The sequence below is a fragment of the Streptococcus downii genome (assembly GCF_004353325.1).
Taxonomy (GTDB): Bacteria; Bacillota; Bacilli; order Lactobacillales; family Streptococcaceae; genus Streptococcus; species Streptococcus downii.
The window spans coordinates 348,781-366,110 of the sequence record NZ_MZNX01000008.1; the positions used below are offsets into that span (position 1 = coordinate 348,781).

The 17,330-nt window shown below is 34.7% G+C and carries 24 protein-coding genes and 1 pseudogene; all 25 read right to left on the reverse strand.

What is annotated here, in order from left to right; genetic code table 11:
- Positions 1-192: 192 nt before the first annotated feature.
- Positions 193-747, reverse strand: coding sequence for a hypothetical protein (locus tag E2R31_RS06070; RefSeq protein ID WP_132973432.1), 555 nt, complete (start codon positions 745-747; stop codon positions 193-195).
- 190 nt (positions 748-937) lie between these two features.
- On the reverse strand, positions 938-1,651 hold the full coding sequence (locus E2R31_RS06075) for an alpha/beta fold hydrolase (RefSeq protein WP_000708293.1): 714 nt from the start codon (positions 1,649-1,651) through the stop codon (positions 938-940).
- 3 nt (positions 1,652-1,654) lie between these two features.
- Positions 1,655-1,966 (reverse strand): hypothetical protein, encoded by a 312-nt coding sequence (locus E2R31_RS06080; protein ID WP_000420550.1) that lies wholly within the window; start codon positions 1,964-1,966, stop codon positions 1,655-1,657.
- Positions 1,967-2,085: 119 nt separating this feature from the next.
- Positions 2,086-3,828: a glycoside hydrolase family 13 protein gene (locus tag E2R31_RS06085; protein WP_132973434.1), complete on the reverse strand. Its 1,743-nt coding sequence runs from the start codon at positions 3,826-3,828 to the stop codon at positions 2,086-2,088.
- Between the two features lie 176 nt (positions 3,829-4,004).
- Positions 4,005-4,496, reverse strand: coding sequence for a phosphoribosylanthranilate isomerase (locus tag E2R31_RS06090; RefSeq protein ID WP_132973436.1), 492 nt, complete (start codon positions 4,494-4,496; stop codon positions 4,005-4,007).
- A 63-nt stretch (positions 4,497-4,559) separates the two neighbouring features.
- Positions 4,560-5,441, reverse strand: coding sequence for a diacylglycerol/lipid kinase family protein (locus tag E2R31_RS06095; protein ID WP_132973438.1), 882 nt, complete (start codon positions 5,439-5,441; stop codon positions 4,560-4,562).
- A 132-nt stretch (positions 5,442-5,573) separates the two neighbouring features.
- Positions 5,574-6,530: a phytoene/squalene synthase family protein gene (locus E2R31_RS06100; RefSeq protein ID WP_132973440.1), complete on the reverse strand. Its 957-nt coding sequence runs from the start codon at positions 6,528-6,530 to the stop codon at positions 5,574-5,576.
- Positions 6,527-8,035, reverse strand: coding sequence for a phytoene desaturase family protein (locus E2R31_RS06105; protein ID WP_207918321.1), 1,509 nt, complete (start codon positions 8,033-8,035; stop codon positions 6,527-6,529). The genes E2R31_RS06100 and E2R31_RS06105 overlap by 4 nt, the downstream gene beginning before the upstream one ends.
- Before the next feature lie 546 nt (positions 8,036-8,581).
- A complete protein-coding gene (locus E2R31_RS06110; protein ID WP_132973442.1) occupies positions 8,582-8,842 on the reverse strand; it encodes a hypothetical protein in 261 nt (86 codons plus the stop codon).
- A 330-nt stretch (positions 8,843-9,172) separates the two neighbouring features.
- Positions 9,173-9,742: a hypothetical protein gene (locus E2R31_RS06115; protein ID WP_132973444.1), complete on the reverse strand. Its 570-nt coding sequence runs from the start codon at positions 9,740-9,742 to the stop codon at positions 9,173-9,175.
- 117 nt (positions 9,743-9,859) lie between these two features.
- Entirely contained in the window at positions 9,860-10,288 is a 429-nt protein-coding gene (locus E2R31_RS06120; RefSeq protein WP_132973446.1) for a hypothetical protein, read from the reverse strand.
- A 136-nt stretch (positions 10,289-10,424) separates the two neighbouring features.
- Entirely contained in the window at positions 10,425-11,393 is a 969-nt protein-coding gene (locus tag E2R31_RS06125) for a hypothetical protein (protein WP_132973448.1), read from the reverse strand.
- A 182-nt stretch (positions 11,394-11,575) separates the two neighbouring features.
- Positions 11,576-11,809 (reverse strand): phosphohydrolase, encoded by a 234-nt coding sequence (locus tag E2R31_RS06130; protein ID WP_132973450.1) that lies wholly within the window; start codon positions 11,807-11,809, stop codon positions 11,576-11,578.
- 251 nt (positions 11,810-12,060) lie between these two features.
- A pseudogene (locus E2R31_RS10155) lies at positions 12,061-12,327 on the reverse strand (phosphotransferase family protein); the annotation flags it as partial.
- Between the two features lie 150 nt (positions 12,328-12,477).
- Positions 12,478-13,098, reverse strand: a complete 621-nt coding sequence (locus tag E2R31_RS06140; protein WP_132973452.1) for an SAP domain-containing protein — start codon at positions 13,096-13,098, stop codon at positions 12,478-12,480.
- A gap of 96 nt (positions 13,099-13,194) precedes the next feature.
- Entirely contained in the window at positions 13,195-13,323 is a 129-nt protein-coding gene (locus E2R31_RS06145) for an ADP-ribosylglycohydrolase (RefSeq protein WP_084948134.1), read from the reverse strand.
- An 11-nt stretch (positions 13,324-13,334) separates the two neighbouring features.
- The gene (locus E2R31_RS06150) at positions 13,335-14,141 is read right to left on the reverse strand and encodes an alpha/beta fold hydrolase (RefSeq protein ID WP_132973454.1); all 807 of its coding nucleotides are present in this window, start codon (positions 14,139-14,141) and stop codon (positions 13,335-13,337) included.
- Positions 14,142-14,194: 53 nt separating this feature from the next.
- Complete coding sequence (gene imm48 / locus E2R31_RS06155; RefSeq protein WP_243701296.1) at positions 14,195-14,458, reverse strand: Imm48 family immunity protein; 264 nt, start codon at positions 14,456-14,458, stop codon at positions 14,195-14,197.
- A 20-nt stretch (positions 14,459-14,478) separates the two neighbouring features.
- The gene (locus tag E2R31_RS06160; RefSeq protein ID WP_132973456.1) at positions 14,479-14,949 is read right to left on the reverse strand and encodes a hypothetical protein; all 471 of its coding nucleotides are present in this window, start codon (positions 14,947-14,949) and stop codon (positions 14,479-14,481) included.
- Positions 14,950-14,970: 21 nt separating this feature from the next.
- A complete protein-coding gene (locus E2R31_RS09835) occupies positions 14,971-15,147 on the reverse strand; it encodes a hypothetical protein (RefSeq protein ID WP_165941790.1) in 177 nt (58 codons plus the stop codon).
- Positions 15,131-15,397 (reverse strand): MerR family transcriptional regulator, encoded by a 267-nt coding sequence (locus E2R31_RS06165; protein ID WP_132973458.1) that lies wholly within the window; start codon positions 15,395-15,397, stop codon positions 15,131-15,133. Before E2R31_RS06165 ends, E2R31_RS09835 begins: the two co-directional genes overlap by 17 nt.
- A gap of 155 nt (positions 15,398-15,552) precedes the next feature.
- Positions 15,553-16,035: a DUF6985 domain-containing protein gene (locus tag E2R31_RS06170; protein ID WP_132973460.1), complete on the reverse strand. Its 483-nt coding sequence runs from the start codon at positions 16,033-16,035 to the stop codon at positions 15,553-15,555.
- A gap of 15 nt (positions 16,036-16,050) precedes the next feature.
- Positions 16,051-16,374, reverse strand: coding sequence for an HNH endonuclease (locus tag E2R31_RS06175; protein ID WP_207918322.1), 324 nt, complete (start codon positions 16,372-16,374; stop codon positions 16,051-16,053).
- 130 nt (positions 16,375-16,504) lie between these two features.
- Entirely contained in the window at positions 16,505-16,876 is a 372-nt protein-coding gene (locus E2R31_RS06180) for an immunity 22 family protein (protein WP_132973462.1), read from the reverse strand.
- 94 nt (positions 16,877-16,970) lie between these two features.
- Positions 16,971-17,330, reverse strand: a 360-nt coding sequence (locus E2R31_RS06185; RefSeq protein WP_132973463.1) for a hypothetical protein, incomplete at its 5' end; no start/stop codon positions are given.

Here is a 17,330-nt window from a genome sequence, read left to right on the forward strand (position 1 = left end):
TTTTGTGAAACTTTTTTAAAGAATTTTGTTTTTTTGTTCGTCAAATTCAGTTGAACTATAAAAAGAAATCGCTTTAAACCGTTATCTGTATAAGAAAAAATGAACTACAACCATTATTACTTTAATCATTCTTCAAGTATGACTTGATATTGAAAATCAGTTCTTTTCATCAGATTTTATATATATTTCCAGCTAGGAAGTGCAAATCAACTGCTCCAATTCTACTTTTGAAAGCTGTCCTTGATTGTAAAGTTTTCTAAGTAAGTCCTCATCTACGGTAATTGAATAGTAATCCGTCACAAACTCATGAAATTTCTCAAAACTGTCAAAGAAATAGGATAACAACCATTCGCCACCGTCCTGATCTTGGTGGCTATTTTGATGCTCTTGACCGTCATACCAGATAAAGAAAGTTGTTTCATCTTTTTGCTCTTCTGAGTAAAGGTTTTGATACTTTTCATCCAGTCCTTTATAAAATCCGTCTATGATGTCTTGATTCCACTCATCCGCAGCAAATTGACTCAAACTACTTTCATGATCAAAGCCCTTTATAAGGATCATTTTATCAGTCAAAATCACATCTAGAGAATCACCAGAACCGTTGTTGATAAGGTAACGGATCCCATAGCTTTCCTCAGTCTTAACGATCAATCGAAGCCAGGTCTTATTTGGATCTGTTCGATACTCATCAATGACAAGCAAGGCATCTAAACGCGTCTTTGCATTTTCCCATTCAATTTTTCCCATCTTTTTAATCCTCCATCTTAAAGTTTAAAATCTATTATGGTTACAAATTCTATAACCAATTTCTATCTATCCCGTCCGACTACACAGTGGAATATTTCCTCCACCAGACAAATCATCAGGTGTACGATTTTTATTGAATCTGAGTAGACTGTAATCTTATATTAATTATCATAGTTCAATCAATCGTTCGCTAAGAATAAGAGAGCCACTCATTAATCAAAGAAGCAATTTCTTTAGGTGCTTGAGTATAAAGCTCATGATCAAAGTTATCTAGAAAAATAGTATCGAAATAGTCTGGCAATTCTTTTAGAGCCTCTTCTCTCCATGCTACTTCATTAGGATATCGAGGACTAATAAACAAGGTATTTCCCACTTTTCTCTTAAACGCTTGCATTTTTCTCCGTAGCTGTAGTAACGTTTCTATATTTTCATAATTTATAGCTAACTCATATCTATTATACTGCACATTCCAATGATAGGAATGTCTTACAGCTTCTTCCATATTTTTTGACCAATGCTTTGCTTCAGATTTTTCTTTAGAGATAAGAAGATTTAAGTCCGAAACGACTTGAGATTCGATATAGTTTTTAGCTTCCTCTAACTCTGTATCTAAAGGTAAAATCTTATCTAAATCTAAATAGCCACCATCCAAAAGAATCAATTTTTTCACTTCTTGAAATTCCGATGCGAAATAACGAGCCAAATCTCCTCCGAGAGAATGGCCTATCAGACAGATAGATTCTTCCCCAACTATCTCCTTTTTAAACCATGATTTCAACTCTATTTCATCTCTAAAATACTTTTCATATGGATTTATAAAACAAGCAATCGAGTCTAGCTCTTGAAGAAAATCCTTGCTATGACAGACATTACTTCCCAAACCGCCAATAAAATATATTTTCATTCTCTAATTAATACTATGCTTATTCATCTTTTGTTCAAAGATAGTCGTGATAATCTGACGCAATTCTTCTTGTTCCTTTTCAGGAATTTCACCACTTCTCTTGGCAACTGCGTAGAGCTCTGGATGTTCGATAGAAATACGCTTTATTGTTCGAGTTGTAGCGTGTTTTCTGACAAAAAAAGGGATGCGCTTAATCAAGTCTTGTGGGACAAGCGCAAGAATTTTCTCAGCAGTTTCCTTGTCACCAATCTTAGACGTAGTCAGCCCTTTCTTAATCATTTCCTGTTCTTTTTCTGTAAAATCTTTTAATTCCATCTGATTAATCCTCCTATTCTCTCTAAGTTAAATTATATATCAGTTGTAGCAAGACACCAAATAGTCTGTTTGTAAAATGCTTTCTATACTAGAATTTTCTTTTCACTTTTAATTTCTCCCTAGTAAAAAATCACAAAACCTTTAGGCAATATCACCAGTTGCTGGTCCAATTCTTGGCAATGACTGGCCAGCGCTACAGCATCGCTATCGACAAGATAGTCTTCAGATGATTGATTAAAAATAGCTTGGACTTTTTGTCCATCATTATTCCATTCTAGAGCTAGAACATCCGGCTTGATTTCTTGCAGACTATAGGTTCCATGCTGGATAATGTTTGAAACATCCTTGCGAAACTGAATCAATTTCTTCATGAAATTCAACATCTCATTACTGTCGGAAACACGGTCCCAAGGCATGACACGACGACAATCTGGATCTGGTCCTCCATCTAATTCTAACTCAGTCCCATAGTAGAAACACGGTGTTCCCCTTTGCAAAAAGAGGCAGGCAAGGGCAGACTTAACAAGCTGGATATCTCCTTTGGCCGTTGCCAAAATGCGCTCCGTATCATGCGAATCCAAGAGATTGAACATCACTTCCGAAATCTGCTGTCTATAGTACATAGACTGGCTATTGATTTCATTGATAAATTGACTGGTCTTCTTGGCACCACGCAAGAAATAGTCCTTAATGCTATCAGATAGTGGATAGTTCATAACCGCATGGAACTCATCACCATTTAGCCAAGGCTGTGAAGTATGCCAGACCTCTCCAAGAATATAAAGGTCAGGCTTTTTAGCCAAGACAGCCTTACGGAAATCTCTCCAAAATTGGTGATCGACTTCATTAGCCACATCCAAGCGCCAAGCATCGATATCAAACTCTTCAATCCAGTAGGTCGCAACGCTTAGTAAATAGTCTCTTACTTGAGGATTTGCCGTATTGAGCTTGGGCATATAGCTGGCAAAGGCAAAGGTATGATAAGGGAGCTTTCTTGGATTCCCCAGCTTATCCTTGGTCACTGGGAACTCTTGAATATGGAACCAGTCTTTGTAAACGGAATCTTCACCATGTTTGAGAACATCCTGCCACTGTGGCGATTGGTCACCGATATGGTTGAAAACAGCGTCCAGCATGATTTTCATGCCTCTCTGATGAGCTTGGTCCACCAGTTTACGGAAAGTTCCCTTGTCTCCAAAATGATGGTCTATTTCGAAATAATCCGTCGTATTATACTTGTGATTGCTTGGGGATTCAAAAATCGGACAGAGATAAAGCCCTGTAATGCCCAAATCTTGCAAGTAATCCAGATGGTCAATAATACCTTGTAAATCACCACCAAAAAAATCGCTCGTCTTTGGTTTGATAGAGGAATCCCAAGCTAGCGCACCTTCAGGTGAAATCTCAGGGTTCCCATTAGCAAAGCGTTCTGGGAAAATCTGATACCAAACTGTATTTGCTACCCAGTCAGGAACATGACAAGCATCAATCTCATGGATATAAGGAATTTTAAATCCATTTCCTTCATAATGAAGATTTTCTAGAGTGTTTTCAACACATCCCTTATCACCATACAGAATACTCTGACCTTGCTTATCTTTAAGTTCAAAGAGATACTGGAGTCGGGCATAGCCAACTGTAATCTCCACTTGCCAATAATCAAACAAAGCATCAGAAGTTACTTTACTCATCTCCTTACTATCTTCATAACGGTCCTCTATAAAGATAAAAGGATCTCCATAATGTAAGCTAATGCTTTTAATATCGTCTTTCTTGGTCCGGATACGAATGTGCATTGTCTTGTCTTTATAAAGATAAGCATACTCTGACTCTGGTCTATGGTAAATGGCTGTTAATTCCATTGTTCTGTCTCCTAGTTTACTTTTATTCATCTTGCCGCGCAAACGTTTTCATAATTGTGATTCTAGTATACTACTTTAAAATTTTATTTTCAAGCCTTGTCTGTAGTTTTGAGTGGATTGTTTATATAAATAAAAAAGCAGCCAGTCTTACAACCTGCTACTTTTCAAATGATGATTTACAAATGTCTTTCCAGCCATTCTATCTTTTTAAAATCCTTATTGTTATTGTGGTCATTTCGATAGGAATCTTGGGAAGAAGCCTTGTAAATACTTAAATACTGTTCTAAACTTGGAACGCGAAAAGTGATGTTTTCAAGATGAATCAGCTCTATATCCGATTCCGAAACTCCTGCAAAATCAAGTAAAGAATCAATACTTCCAAACTCGACACTCAGATCATCTTTTTGGAATTCGTGCTCGTGAATATCTACCAAGGTATAGCCTAAGTGGTTCATCACTTTCATTATCTTGTCCCAGTCATAAATCCTGAGATGATCAGGCGCATCCCAGCCTCTAGGATCTCCAGAGACATGAATGTCAATGTCAGACGGCTCCCAATCTTCATTTGAACGGTATTCAAAACCCAAAGACCCCATGAGCGTAGGTATGATTCCGACTTGGTTTAAATGTGAACAAATTGTTCGAAATTCATCAAATAGAGAATTCATCCCTCCTCCAATCTTTGATATAAAACTTTATTTCTCAGTGAAAGACAAACTTGTTTCTACCTTCTACTCTTTCGGTTTTGAAAATACTTCTACTCGCTGAGCTAGGACTTTGATTTCAACAGGTAGGTTATCCGATTTATCGCCGTCAACATCTGACTCCAATTCACTATCTGAAGAGATCTTAATATTACGCGCTCTGATATACTCAATATTATCATTGCCGACAACATCTCCTTTTAGTAAATCCGGAATGACGGATAATTTAGAGAATATAGAAGCATCTTTTAGAATCAAAATATTGGCATAGCCATCTTTGTCTTCTTCAAAGATTTTCTTATCAGCGAAGTAATTTGTCAAGAGAACCAAAACATGACTAGCTTCACCATCATAATTTCCATTTTCCGTCTCAATCTTAATGTTAAAAACCTGATCCGTCATGACAGACTTCATGGTATTTACAGCATAGGCAAGAATACCGAATTTTGTCTTGTCCTCGATTTCCACATTGTGAATCGCCTCAGGCAGAGAACCGATACTAAAGATATAACCAAAATAGTTATCATTCGCTTTACCAATATCAATCTTGTTGGTTAAATTAAAATCGAGTTCATCTATCGCGCCATCGATGTCTTGATTGATTTCCAATAGTTTCGTAATGAGGTTACCCGTCCCACCAGGGATAATCCCTAACTTAGGAATGTAGTCTCTCTCAGCAATACCAGAAATGACTTCATTGACAGTCCCGTCTCCACCAAACACAACCACTGCATCGTACTGCTCACGAGAAGCTTCTTCAGCAAAATGTGTTGCATCTAAGGCTTTTTCAGTAATTTTGGTTTCCACCTGCTCAAAATAATCTTTGGCTTTATTCTCCAGCTTGACCTTATAATCCAAAGCCTTTTCTCCACCAGAGGTAGGGTTAATAATTAACATTACTTTTTTCATTGATTGATCCCCTAAAATTTTAGATAAATATGTATAACTGTTGAATAGGAACACCTCCATAACAAAATAGACACAACAGGCACTCCTATCAATAAAATAGTCACATAATTTTCAGTTCATCTTTCTTTTTTATCAATATTTTTTGATATTATTCTTTACATCCTCAACTCTTCTAAGAACGATTTTGAGCAATTCACTTTTTCTCTTAGCGCTGGTGTAAGATCTCTGTGTGAAACAATCGTAATGATTTTTTCTTACTTCATCCAAAATTGCCTGATAAAATACAGCAGCAGCAGTAACCGGAAATAGTGCATCTGAGTCAAACATATATAAATGACTATAAAATTTATCATAGTAATAATCTGAGAGTAAAGCTATCTCTTCCCACAGACGAACTATTCTATCACTTACCTTAAGACTAGGTTTAAAAAATGAATACCCTTTGTTAAAAGAATTTGGTACGACGGATAGATTTTCCAATTCTTCTTTTGTAACACCATATTTTTTCATTAAAGATTTTGGTAGATAAATTCTGTTTCTGTTTCTTAAATCCTCACCGACATCTCTTAGAATGTTTGTAATCTGCATCGCAATTCCCAGGTCTTCACAAATTGACTCATATCGCTCATCAGCTTTCTCACCTTTAAGCATAGGTGCTAACATTAGTCCCACAGTACCAGCAACTTTTTTACAGTATAGTATTAAATCACTTTTATCGTCAATCTCTTTAAAATTAAAATCACTTTTCTGACCATCTATCTGTTCAAGTAATGCGTCAAGGGGGATTTTGCGTAGTCGAACTGCATTCTCAACCGCAAGCCACCAGCCATATTTTTTATAATTGTCACTTTGATTACTACCCATGTACAAGGACTTCACGTCTTCTTCTAATAGGTTTAAAAGTTGAAGCCGTCTCGCCTCGCTCTGCGATTCTGTATCTGCCAAATCATCAGCATACCTACAGAAAGCATAGATAGCTGCTATATCTAAAAATTTTGCATGCTCAATCTTCTTAAAAGCTGCATAAAAACTTGATGCATTTTTTCGCATTACCTCTTCAGCAGCTTGGTATGATAAGTCTAAGTTCATGAGAAATCAGCTCCTTCCAAATCGCGACGAAGCTCCTCTGCACATATTTTTCCACTCTGCATGACAATCGGTACACCAGCTCCCGGATGTGTGCTACTGCCGGCAAAATACAGCCCTTCACAAGAAAGACTTTTTGCCTGAGGTCTCAGATGATTGCTTTGAGTTAAAGTAGGTTGTAATCCAAAAGTCGCACCTCTATAGGCATTGAAAGAATTCATAAAATCACGAGGTGTAAAATAGCGCTCGGAAGAAATTTTATCTCTCAAATTTTTCAATGAAGGCAACTTCTCCAAGGTAGAAATAGCATGCTCTCTATAATAATTTACAGTCTCATCATTCCATTCATACTGCGATGCCTCCACATCGGAGACTGGGATCAGTAGATAAAAAGAAGATTTACCCTCAGGAGCCATTGTAGCATCAACGTTTGAAGGAATGTGAAGATATACAGACGGCTCTTCAATCTTACTTCCATCAAAAATACTTGTCAAATTTGAATCCAAATCATCTGCGACCACAAACGTATGGGCAGCAAGGTCAGGATAGACACCTTCAACTCCCCAATAGAATACAAGACAAGAACAAGAATAATCCATTGAATCAATCTTAGCGGAATGATACTTTCCTTTATCAGAATCATTCTTAATAAGGTTCTTAATTGCATAAGGGAAATCTGCATTACAAATCACGGCATCTGCCAAAATTTCTTGCCCTGAAACTGAAATACCTTTCACCTTATTATTTTTAGTAATAATCTCTTCAACAGGCATCTCATAATAAATTTTGCCACCAAGTTCTTCAAAAAGCTTAGCCATCTGGCTAGCCATCGTAAACATTCCTCCCTTTATAAACCAAACTCCGTAAAGTAACTCAATCATGGGAATGATATTGTATAATGAAGGTCCTTTTTTCGGAGAAACCCCAATATATAAGGTTTGGAAGCTGAGCATCTGTTGGAAGTCTTTGTCTGGTATAAATTTTGACATCATTTGGTCCGCACTGTCAAAAGTTTTCAATTTTAATGCATTCCAAAGAACCTTGGGATTATAAAAATCACGTTTATGTCGGAAAGGTTTTGTAATAAAATGCTCTAAAGCAATCTGATAGCGCTTATAAATCGAACTAAGATAATCATATAATCCCATCGAATTTTCAGAACCTTTACTTTCAAAAATCTTATGCAATTCTTGCAAATCATTCGAAATGGAATAGGATCTTAAAGGAGACGAATTGAAATATACATCATACATCGGGTTCAATTTAACCATAGGAATATAATCGTCTGGATTACGCCCCGCAATTTCAAAAATTTCCCGATAAATTGACGGCATCATCACCAAGGTTGGTCCCACATCAAAAGAATGACCATCAAATTCCAATTGATGCATTTTCCCACCCGGCATAGCATTTTTCTCATAAATTTCAACTTGATAACCGGCATTTTGAAGACGAATTGCTGCAGAAAGTCCCGCAATACCTGCACCTATAACCAATACTCTTTTCATAATTCTCCTTTCACAGTGGTTTTTAACCACTCAAGAAATCACTACAAGAATCATTGGCTCGTGTCTCCCCTTTTGGGGACAATGAGTTGTAGTAGAAATAAAGTAAAACTTTTCTAGATTTAATTTTACTTTTTCGCATTTTTTTATGCACTAAACTAAATATGCATTACTATAAATATTTGTGAATTGGGTTATCTATAATTTTTTTAATATTATTATATTTTCTGCTTTCTTTCCTCTATAATTCTTATTTTTCCCTTCTATAGAAACCTTATGCTATCTTTTTAACATTCTTCTGTTTCTATAATATCTCAGCGCCTTATACAAACTAAAAGAGTTTTAAATCTACAACTCTCATTATACCATTTAAAACCTAACTAATAAACTTATAGCTAGTATGTTGGAATCTTATAATTCTACTATTTATCAGTAACAGGGATTTGTTAATCATCGTAGGATTTGAAATTTTAATTTGTCAAAATAGCTTTTTCAGTTCATCATTCCTTTTTAAGTTATTAGTTGAATGGAGGTTTTAAATTCTAAATATTATTTATCTTTCTTATTGAGAATGACATCCAACAAGAATTCATATACTATAAACGACAACATGGAGAGAATATTCCATATATAGAAACCAAAACCTTTTATCAACTCGCGTATCATACTATTACTTTCAAGTAAATTTAAAAGGGGATTTAGACCAATTAAAATAATATTCATATCATCATTTCCGGTTATGCTAATGACATTTACAATAACACCAATAACTACAAACAAGAATAGAAATTTTTTTATTAGTTTTTTCATCCACGCCCCTCCTTTATGGTGTTTCGGCTGATTCAAAACTATTTTTTGTAAGTATAGAACAGAACAAGAGCTTTGTGGATTTTATTCTAAGGTCTTATTTTCAGAGATTATAATATCCCCATTGTCGCTTACATCAAAAAAGCCGACATTATATACTGCTTTTTATCTTGTAGCATAATATGAAACGATTGGCTATCTAGATTATATCGTCGGCAGCTACTACACTGCACATACAACGGCTTCAAAGGATATAAAATCTGTAATTCTTTCCTTTCCAACATAAATTGATTCATTTTTTGTCACATTTTTTCTAAACTGAGTGACTACCTGTTAAATTATAGAAAATTGTTGTGTGATTTCAGACAGTTCTTGTAACTTTCTTTCCAAAACCACTGGATTCATTCCATTTTGAACTGCAATTTCATAATACTTATCAAACTCAGGATGATTATTTTGTTTTACAACTGCTAAAAGTTCTGCAAAATATCCCCAAACATTATTATAGCTCCTTGTTGAAGTATAATCTTCTCTTTTCGGCATCCACTGCTGTTTTACAAAATATTTGTAAAGTATCTTGCTCCATGTTTCTATATCATCGTCATAGCAAAAAAACTTGGTTTCAAACAAACTGCTGAAACGCCGGTCCCAAAATTTTACATTATCAGGTAAATACCATGTATTACGAGTGTCACGACATATCAATTCTATTGCTATTTTTTCAAGTATTACAGCCGGATCTCCACCTACACAGTCATAACTTCCAGCAACCATGCTTTGTGCGGCTTCTTCTTTTAATTCTTCATAGGCTGTCTTGCTGTCAAGTAAGACCAAGGCAATTTTGGCACGGTGACCGAATGCTTTTCCTGCACTCAATATTCGATACTTCTCAATTTGGTTCATAGTTCCTCCCGCAATTATTTTTCTTTATGTTTATTCATCTTTTTATAACAATTCCTTATACAGATATCACAATCCTCTCTAAGATTGATTTCTCTTAGTTGCTTTTGTTAAATAAAATTATTTTCTTGATTGATAGAATTCCTTGTACTTTGGATCGTCAGACTGGAAATATCGGTTGCCTACACCTTTTTGTTTGAGCAGATTCTTCCATAGTTCAAATGCTTCGTCTAAGTTTCCTAGTTCAAATTCATACTTTGCCTTCATGTGTTCAACCTCAGAATCAAACAAGTGTAGCTCATCATTGTTTTCGATCATTCTGTCCAACCAAGATTTTGCTATCACCATATCTCTATTTCCGATCGCATGCTTGAAAAAGCTTTTCGCATAGTTGTATCCCTGATTCCATTTTGCTCCCGACTCTGGAAAAGCGTTCCAACCTTGTTCTGCAAGAACGAATCTCTCCTCGAACTTATTTTCGCCTATCTTGGTTACAGCTTCCTTACCATAAGCAATAACCTCTGCATATCTTTCATCATCCAACAACATCCTACATTCCTCCTCAAATTTTTATTGTTATGTTATCTTTTCAGTCACATGATTGCATTCGTTTTTATCTCAGCAAATACGAATCTAAAAGAAAACCGATTATCGCGAAGTAAAAACATCGTAAATCTTACTATTGTCATCCTATTTTGCACAGTGCAACTTCTTTTAACCCTCTGTTATAAAGCGAAGTAATGCAACTATCTCCACTGATATTTTGCACCTTATGCTTGCTCATTCCTCTCGGAAGACCGATATCAAAATATTTTCTTACAGTAAGTGAAAAAAGTTTTTGCTTTCCCTTCCACTCATCTGTCTTAAAAAGAGGTGTCATTACTACGTAGTCGGAATCGGTGAACACTCCGTTCACACCGCCTTTTTTACTGGATTGTTTCAAATTGTCCGATTCTAAAAACTTTTCAACTACTGTTCCGTCTGCAGAGATTTTGGCAAGTGCATAGTAATCCATGCCCCATTTATTTACCGATGTTGTACTTTCTCCCGAAAGAAAAGCATAGATTTCTCGGTTAGCTATTTTCAGACTGTCTATTTTTGGTGTCTCATCTCTTCTGTCATCACGATGTGTGAATGCCTTTTTATCAATATTTGAAAAAGATTTCCATTCGGCATATTTTTTAGTAATATCAAATTCCAAAAGAGCAAAACATCTTGCATCTCCGTAATACACATTATTTTCAAAGCAAACCGGAATCAGCGAACTGTCCGATGTAACCTGAAAATATCTCTGTTGAGCTTTTTTAGGCACTATATTTTGTAAAACTGAATGACCGTTCTTTATCGATAATCGTTCAGGTGAGGAAAAATCACCAGTATAATATTCGCATTGTTGTCCTTTTTTTATGATTCCAAAACCTTCTTCAAAACGGAAAAGTACAGGGTAATTTCTTCTATCTTCAGAACAATTACAAATCTCTATTTTTTTGATATCTGAAGAAGACAATACAAGAACACAATATTTATCACTATCATCTGTTTCACTTGTCAGAATCAACACTCTACCGTCAGAAAGTAGAGCTGAACTATGCACAAAGCTATACTGCTCAGGCAGTTTCCATTTTTGTAAAAGACTTAATTTTATTTTCTCCATCACTCCTCCTACGAACCACTTGACTCTTCTGCAAACTTTTTCACTATCATTGCTTAGACGAATTTCAGGCAAGGCGCTTTGTAAAATTCCGTTTCCAACCTGTAATGTTTTCGAATATTTATAAAGCAGCTTGCCTTTTGGAAACTATTTTTTCTATCACCTTTCTTGATAATAATCTTCTCTCATTTTTGGTATGATTCGAAATATTCTTCCAACTGATGATATATCTGCATATCTTCATCTGAGCTGTCACATAAAACCGCGAACTCCTTCCGCTTCTCCGCATTGATAAAAACAAAATTATGTTCACCAAAATAAATCTGATACCCTATATCTACTAATGACCAAAGTTCTCCCTTTTTAAAACTAAAAATATCTTTTTTTACAAGATAAGTTTTCCCTACTTCCATTTTCATAATAGCCCTTCTCCTTAAAATACTAAACTATCTTTTACACATTTAAAAAAAATGACTTCAATGCTCCTCTAACATTAGCCTATCTAAGCGTTAAATTATCCATCATATTTTCTTATAATTATATCATTTTTAGAACATTTTATCAGCTGTGCTTAAGACTAGTTTCATCCTGTATCTTTATATTTATCCGAAAGATATTCTTCATTTTCTCTTACTCCTATTTTTATAAAGAAAAAACAGCAAACTTATTTTTATTTGCTGTTTCTGGAATTATCAGTATTATTCTTGTTCATATACCAACTTGGGATTATTCGGTTCATATAGTGATACCATTCTAAAATTTTCTTAGCTTGATTTTGCATTACTGCTACTTCCTCTTCTCCATAAGGAACAGCCCATGGAAGGGTTCCAACTAGGTTGCTTAGAATGTAAATTGCAAGAAGTTTCTAAAATAAATCCGGAACCTCGTCATCAAAATATCCATCTATCATACCAGATGCAAAAGAGGGAGATACTTGAGGTCTATCTTTTAAAAATTTACGAACTCCAAGAGAAGCAACTTTTTCCATAAAATCAAATTCAATTTTCTTAGAATCTAGCTCCTCTTTATCAGAAACACGCATAGCATAAACTTCCTCCCTGTGAACTATTGGTTTATACTGACATTCCTACTTGCCATACTCTTTTACTTTATCACCATATTTAGTCAAAAGATTCTTTGAATAAATTTTTTCATTTTTTGAATTTCTAACTTCTTTCCAAAGAATAGAAGCCACTTTTAGTTTATTCGAGTAGTTGCCACTATTTTCGTCTGCACAGAAATCCTTTAAAAATTGGTTCCATTGACAAACCGAATGGTCATACTTGGCATAATCTGAATTTCCATAATAAACTTTTAGCATATCTTGGATTGTAAAATTCAAATCATGTTCTCTTTTGACTTTTCTCCAAGCAGTGGCCATATCAGCAGTAAATTTAAAGGGCGAAACACCTGTTAAAGTTGAGAAATATTCTCTAAAGTGTGAATTAAAGGAGAACCCGTATTCAAGCAAGGGCGTATCTAAGGTAACGACTTCTACTCGTTTTTTTTTTTTCCTTTTTACTGATGATTTTTTAATCAAATTGCCCTTAAAGTACTGCTCAATAATATCATTGAGTTCTTGTTTTGTACCTCTATATTCAATCCCTAATGACTTGCATATCTGTGAGAGTTCATCACGATACCAATAGTATTTACTGAACTCATCAAAGGATTCGATTTTATCAAACTCAGGTCTGCTCTCTATCAATATGACACCTCCTTAAAAACAGTTTAGGTTTTCATTTCAAAATAATGGAATTTGGGCTTCTTTATTTTGAGGATTAGCAACGTTTCACTAACACACTCATCGGTTCGGACTTACCGTATCATCCGTGAAAAAACAATCCTCACAAAATAAAGGAAAATCCTTCGTTTTGATATTGTTCCATTCGTAAACTGAATCTACAATATCTCCAATAATTGCTCCTAGCATGGTATTCCTCCTTATGGCATATCAGATTCGTTATACATTTCTAATGAATCACTCTTTAAAAATGGCACCACCAAATCAACCCACTCTTGAGGCAGGTAAGCTGATAAATAGCCGTGATTATAGCCCTTTGCTTCATACAAAATCGTATTTGGATGTAGCTGCTGAAATAATTTCGCCGATGCTTTCACACAGTTTAATTCTTTTTCACCATAGATATACAAAACCTGAGCTTTGCTAGCAGAAATCATATCTTTCAGCTTGTAACACCCCATATAGTTTTTGTAAATGGTCACCATTGTTTTGACAGGCGTCCTTGGCAGATCCTTCAAATAATAAGCTTCTATTTCCTCTGGATAAGCCAGTTTAGGATAGAGTTTGTTCATCATGCTTAACTGAAGTTTGCAAGAGAATTTATTGAACATCAGTTTACCGAATAGAGACACTAGAAAGATGCTGATTTTAGCTAACCTTGGTTGAGGAATACAGAGGCTTCCGTCTATGATGGCCTTCTCAGCAATTTCACTGTCTAAAGACAAAAGCTCCATGGCAATTTGACCACCAAGTGAAACACCACCGATTGCAAACAATTTCCCACCACAGTTTGTTTTGATATAGTCTAGAATCTCCAAAGCAGAATCTTCAGTAGAAACATAATCAAGTTGATATTCCTCGCCGTGGCCATTCAAAGTGGGTAAAATAACACGGTATTCTTCTGACAAGATTCGTGCCTGACGAAGATAATTCCACCAAGAACTGCCACCACCATGTATCAGTAAGATGGGAGGAAAATTCTTATCACCAAATTCATGGAATTTCATGTTTAAACTCCTTACTTTAGGACTTTCACTAGCTACATCCTTGTTTATTCAGCTCATACAAGCAAAGCAACACACTCCACGTACGTCATTTGAGTAGCTGCCTCTGGACTATAGCCCAATGCTTCTATTCCAACACGAATCATTGTAACTTGAACATCAATTGGAGAAATGGACTCTTGAATTGCTTTAGCATTTAAAACACCAAATATATAGGAAGCTAAAATTTGCCTATTCATTTCGTCCTTTAGATCAATTTTAACCAATTGGATAATATCATTTGCTATTCTTAATGACTCGCTTACATATTGCTTTTCCATTTATTTCTCCTTATCTCTCCCTATAATACTTTATATTTCCCTTTAGCATAGCCACAGGGAATATAACCCAATCGATATAAAGTATATAAATCATCAAAAAACGGTGAATTTACATTCAGACATTCATTCTTTATCGTTAAATATATCGAAATATTAATTATATCAAATCTAATTTGGGGTATCATTGATTCAAATATTTTTTTTTCTTCGACTAAAGCAAACAGTTTTTTTGTAACAATAGGAATAATTCTTTCTTTTGCATCCCTACTCAATTCATTCCATTTTTTGAAAATTTCTCTCTCGTTTTTTAATAAATATGCGGTTAGATCACCACGTTGTTCAAGAACAAAATTTTCCCATTTTAAACTTGTGATATTTTTTTCCGCAATGGATAACTTATCTAGCTCTATTATAGGAATATTAGTTTTTCGAGAATTCACTAATAATTTTATACTAGTTAAATTATCAACTACTTCTGAAATTATTTTCATTTTAAATACACACCTTACTACTTACTGCAGATAAAAATTTTCTGTTCCATCCTGAATATGGAGAATGCGGAACGTCTGCTCATCAATCCATCTTACTGGAACCAAAAGTGAACTTTTCTCCAAATTTGAAAGAAGCTGTTCCCTATTTTTTTCTGTTCTATTTGATGAAAAACGTTGTAAACTATCTTTGACGTTCATTCTTTTTTAATTCCTTATCTAAATCTTGAAGTAGGTAGATGATTTCTAAATTATAATTAGCAGTTGCATCTATCAACATACGTGCATGATCCTTAAGATGAACATTCGATGGGATAGTTTCTGTTTCCTTTATTGATCTAATAATGGTATAAAGAGCGTTAATTGCTCCTTTTTCCTGTATTTCTGAAGGATACTGTTCATCCATTATTTCTAAAATTTTATTGGCTATCTCTATTGATTTCATACTCATAATCTACTCCTTAATTAGGGACAGTCCTTACATCCACAACCCAATCCTGCGACCATTCCTGTGGTAATAATATTTGGTCAGCACCACCTTTCAGCACAGTCCCTGATGAAGAAATCTTCTGTGACGCAACTTTTCCAATACTTAATGTTTCTCCCTTATAGCAAAATGTCTTGAAATCCTATTTCTGATATTTGTTCATTAATATATTTTATTCCAACACCGTTTTCAATATCCCATTCACAATCACAAATGAAGCCTGCTTCGCGTGTATTATCATCAAAATTCATCGGAATCATAATTTGTTTTACTGTCAAAAATTTAAAGATTTCACTCGGATTATTTTTAGCATTTAATAACTTCTGACCAAAATTAGAATCTGAATCCAGTCTATCAATTACCTCATCAATTATTGAATTATAATATCCAACAATACCATTCTCGGCTTGGGTAACACGGTTCTGAATATCACTGAAAAAAAATTCAAAAGCTTTGATTTGATTTTCATCGAACACCGCATCTTCATCTGCATCAATATTTATTTCAACAGAAAATTCCTTTTTAAAAATATTTAATTTAATTCTCTTAGTCCAACCATAATTAAATGTCAATTCCCCAAAAACAGGATGTACTATCTTCATTTCACACCTCTTTTTCTACTGCAATAATTCCAACAACTTTTTAACTTCTGAAACACCGCCTAAGTGCCCAAATTTACTATTTATTATACTCGGAACTAGTTGCATACTCGTCATGTCATTAAATTCGTGCCACGTTAGTTTATTTTCTTTTCTAAACTTAACAATTTCTCGACGAGTTTTCTCTAATTCTCTAACAAGGAGCTCATCAGCTTGTCTAAAGTTAGTATTTCTGTCAATATCAATGATTTGAGTCAAATCTACAGCTCCGATGGCAGTCTCTGAAACCATACTTCCAGCTGCACCAATAAAATCTTCCGCAAGTAAGAGAGAATCTTTCAAGTCCTGTGGAATAGGTAGATTCCGTATTCCCTCAACAACATCGCCCCACTAGGAATCAATCTCATTCGAGAGTTCCTTCAGCCAGGCTTAGATGGGGCGATAATGTGCCAGAATTCCTTATATGCTACGCTTAGTAAGCGTATTCTGCGATACCAATAAACTCTAATGTCCCAGAACCATTGTTACTTACTTTTAATTCTTCTTTAGAATAATCAAAATCATAAATCAAAACAATTGTATTATAGGTTGTTGATATTTTAGGAAACTGCATAATAATCTCTTCATCGTATGAGAAACCTTCAAGCAAAACATCAATATTATTTTCAGAAACATCAACCCAATCTTTTTCAACTAAATCTCTATCATAGTACGACAAATGAAAGTCTGTCTCAAATTCTGAAGAAATGCTATCCCCATCCTCTTTATTTGAAATTTTGAAGTATTCTTGAAATTCTTCTTGACTGGCAAAATTACCAAGCCATAACGATACTTTTTGTTTCATTTTTAATACCTCCTCAATCCTTCTGGTAAATATAAAATTCCATTTTTCATTCTTCGACTTGCCCATTCATTTAAGAGGAATCAATATCTATTCTTCAATCTCCAAATTCATTTTCTTCGTCATCCAAGACAACTTCCCCTGAACTTTCCCATTCTTCTTTTGCTATTTCGCCACTTTGATACATGAAGTTTTTATTCATTTCAACTAAAATATCATCAAAGTCATCAAAACAATCGATTATCCCCCTAATTCCAGTTAATAGATTATAGAAAGCAATAGTATAATCTGAATTCTCTGAAGAGGAAATTGTAGTAATGTCTATCTTGTTAAACAATCTTAATCCTTCATAAAAACGATCTTCATATTTTTTTAGAAAGATATTTATCGTATTGTCTATATCTCTGATACTTTCTTCTCTAAGTAGCACACCTTTATTATTCTCATTAAGAATAGT

What these genes read in the sequence shown, in the direction of transcription:
- E2R31_RS06100 (WP_132973440.1), bottom strand. Translation starts at nt 6,530, where the DNA reads ATGAACTTAGACTTATCATACCAAGCTGCTGAAGAGGTAATGCGAAAA.
- imm48 (WP_243701296.1), bottom strand. Translation starts at nt 14,458, where the DNA reads ATGGAAAAGCAATATGTAAGCGAGTCATTAAGAATAGCAAATGATATT.
- E2R31_RS06115 (WP_132973444.1), bottom strand. Translation starts at nt 9,742, where the DNA reads ATGAACCAAATTGAGAAGTATCGAATATTGAGTGCAGGAAAAGCATTC.
- E2R31_RS06145 (WP_084948134.1), bottom strand. Translation starts at nt 13,323, where the DNA reads ATGCTAGGAGCAATTATTGGAGATATTGTAGATTCAGTTTACGAATGG.
- E2R31_RS06110 (WP_132973442.1), bottom strand. Translation starts at nt 8,842, where the DNA reads ATGAAAAAACTAATAAAAAAATTTCTATTCTTGTTTGTAGTTATTGGT.
- E2R31_RS06150 (WP_132973454.1), bottom strand. Translation starts at nt 14,141, where the DNA reads ATGAAATTCCATGAATTTGGTGATAAGAATTTTCCTCCCATCTTACTG.
- E2R31_RS06095 (WP_132973438.1), bottom strand. Translation starts at nt 5,441, where the DNA reads ATGAAAAAAGTAATGTTAATTATTAACCCTACCTCTGGTGGAGAAAAG.
- E2R31_RS06165 (WP_132973458.1), bottom strand. Translation starts at nt 15,397, where the DNA reads ATGAGTATGAAATCAATAGAGATAGCCAATAAAATTTTAGAAATAATG.
- E2R31_RS06170 (WP_132973460.1), bottom strand. Translation starts at nt 16,035, where the DNA reads ATGAAGATAGTACATCCTGTTTTTGGGGAATTGACATTTAATTATGGT.
- E2R31_RS06090 (WP_132973436.1), bottom strand. Translation starts at nt 4,496, where the DNA reads ATGAATTCTCTATTTGATGAATTTCGAACAATTTGTTCACATTTAAAC.
- E2R31_RS06075 (WP_000708293.1), bottom strand. Translation starts at nt 1,651, where the DNA reads ATGAAAATATATTTTATTGGCGGTTTGGGAAGTAATGTCTGTCATAGC.
- E2R31_RS06130 (WP_132973450.1), bottom strand. Translation starts at nt 11,809, where the DNA reads ATGAAAATGGAAGTAGGGAAAACTTATCTTGTAAAAAAAGATATTTTT.
- E2R31_RS06105 (WP_207918321.1), bottom strand. Translation starts at nt 8,035, where the DNA reads ATGAAAAGAGTATTGGTTATAGGTGCAGGTATTGCGGGACTTTCTGCA.
- E2R31_RS06125 (WP_132973448.1), bottom strand. Translation starts at nt 11,393, where the DNA reads ATGGAGAAAATAAAATTAAGTCTTTTACAAAAATGGAAACTGCCTGAG.
- E2R31_RS06160 (WP_132973456.1), bottom strand. Translation starts at nt 14,949, where the DNA reads ATGAAAATAATTTCAGAAGTAGTTGATAATTTAACTAGTATAAAATTA.
- E2R31_RS06070 (WP_132973432.1), bottom strand. Translation starts at nt 747, where the DNA reads ATGGGAAAAATTGAATGGGAAAATGCAAAGACGCGTTTAGATGCCTTG.
- E2R31_RS09835 (WP_165941790.1), bottom strand. Translation starts at nt 15,147, where the DNA reads ATGAACGTCAAAGATAGTTTACAACGTTTTTCATCAAATAGAACAGAA.
- E2R31_RS06080 (WP_000420550.1), bottom strand. Translation starts at nt 1,966, where the DNA reads ATGGAATTAAAAGATTTTACAGAAAAAGAACAGGAAATGATTAAGAAA.
- E2R31_RS06180 (WP_132973462.1), bottom strand. Translation starts at nt 16,876, where the DNA reads ATGAAACAAAAAGTATCGTTATGGCTTGGTAATTTTGCCAGTCAAGAA.
- E2R31_RS06120 (WP_132973446.1), bottom strand. Translation starts at nt 10,288, where the DNA reads ATGTTGTTGGATGATGAAAGATATGCAGAGGTTATTGCTTATGGTAAG.
- E2R31_RS06085 (WP_132973434.1), bottom strand. Translation starts at nt 3,828, where the DNA reads ATGGAATTAACAGCCATTTACCATAGACCAGAGTCAGAGTATGCTTAT.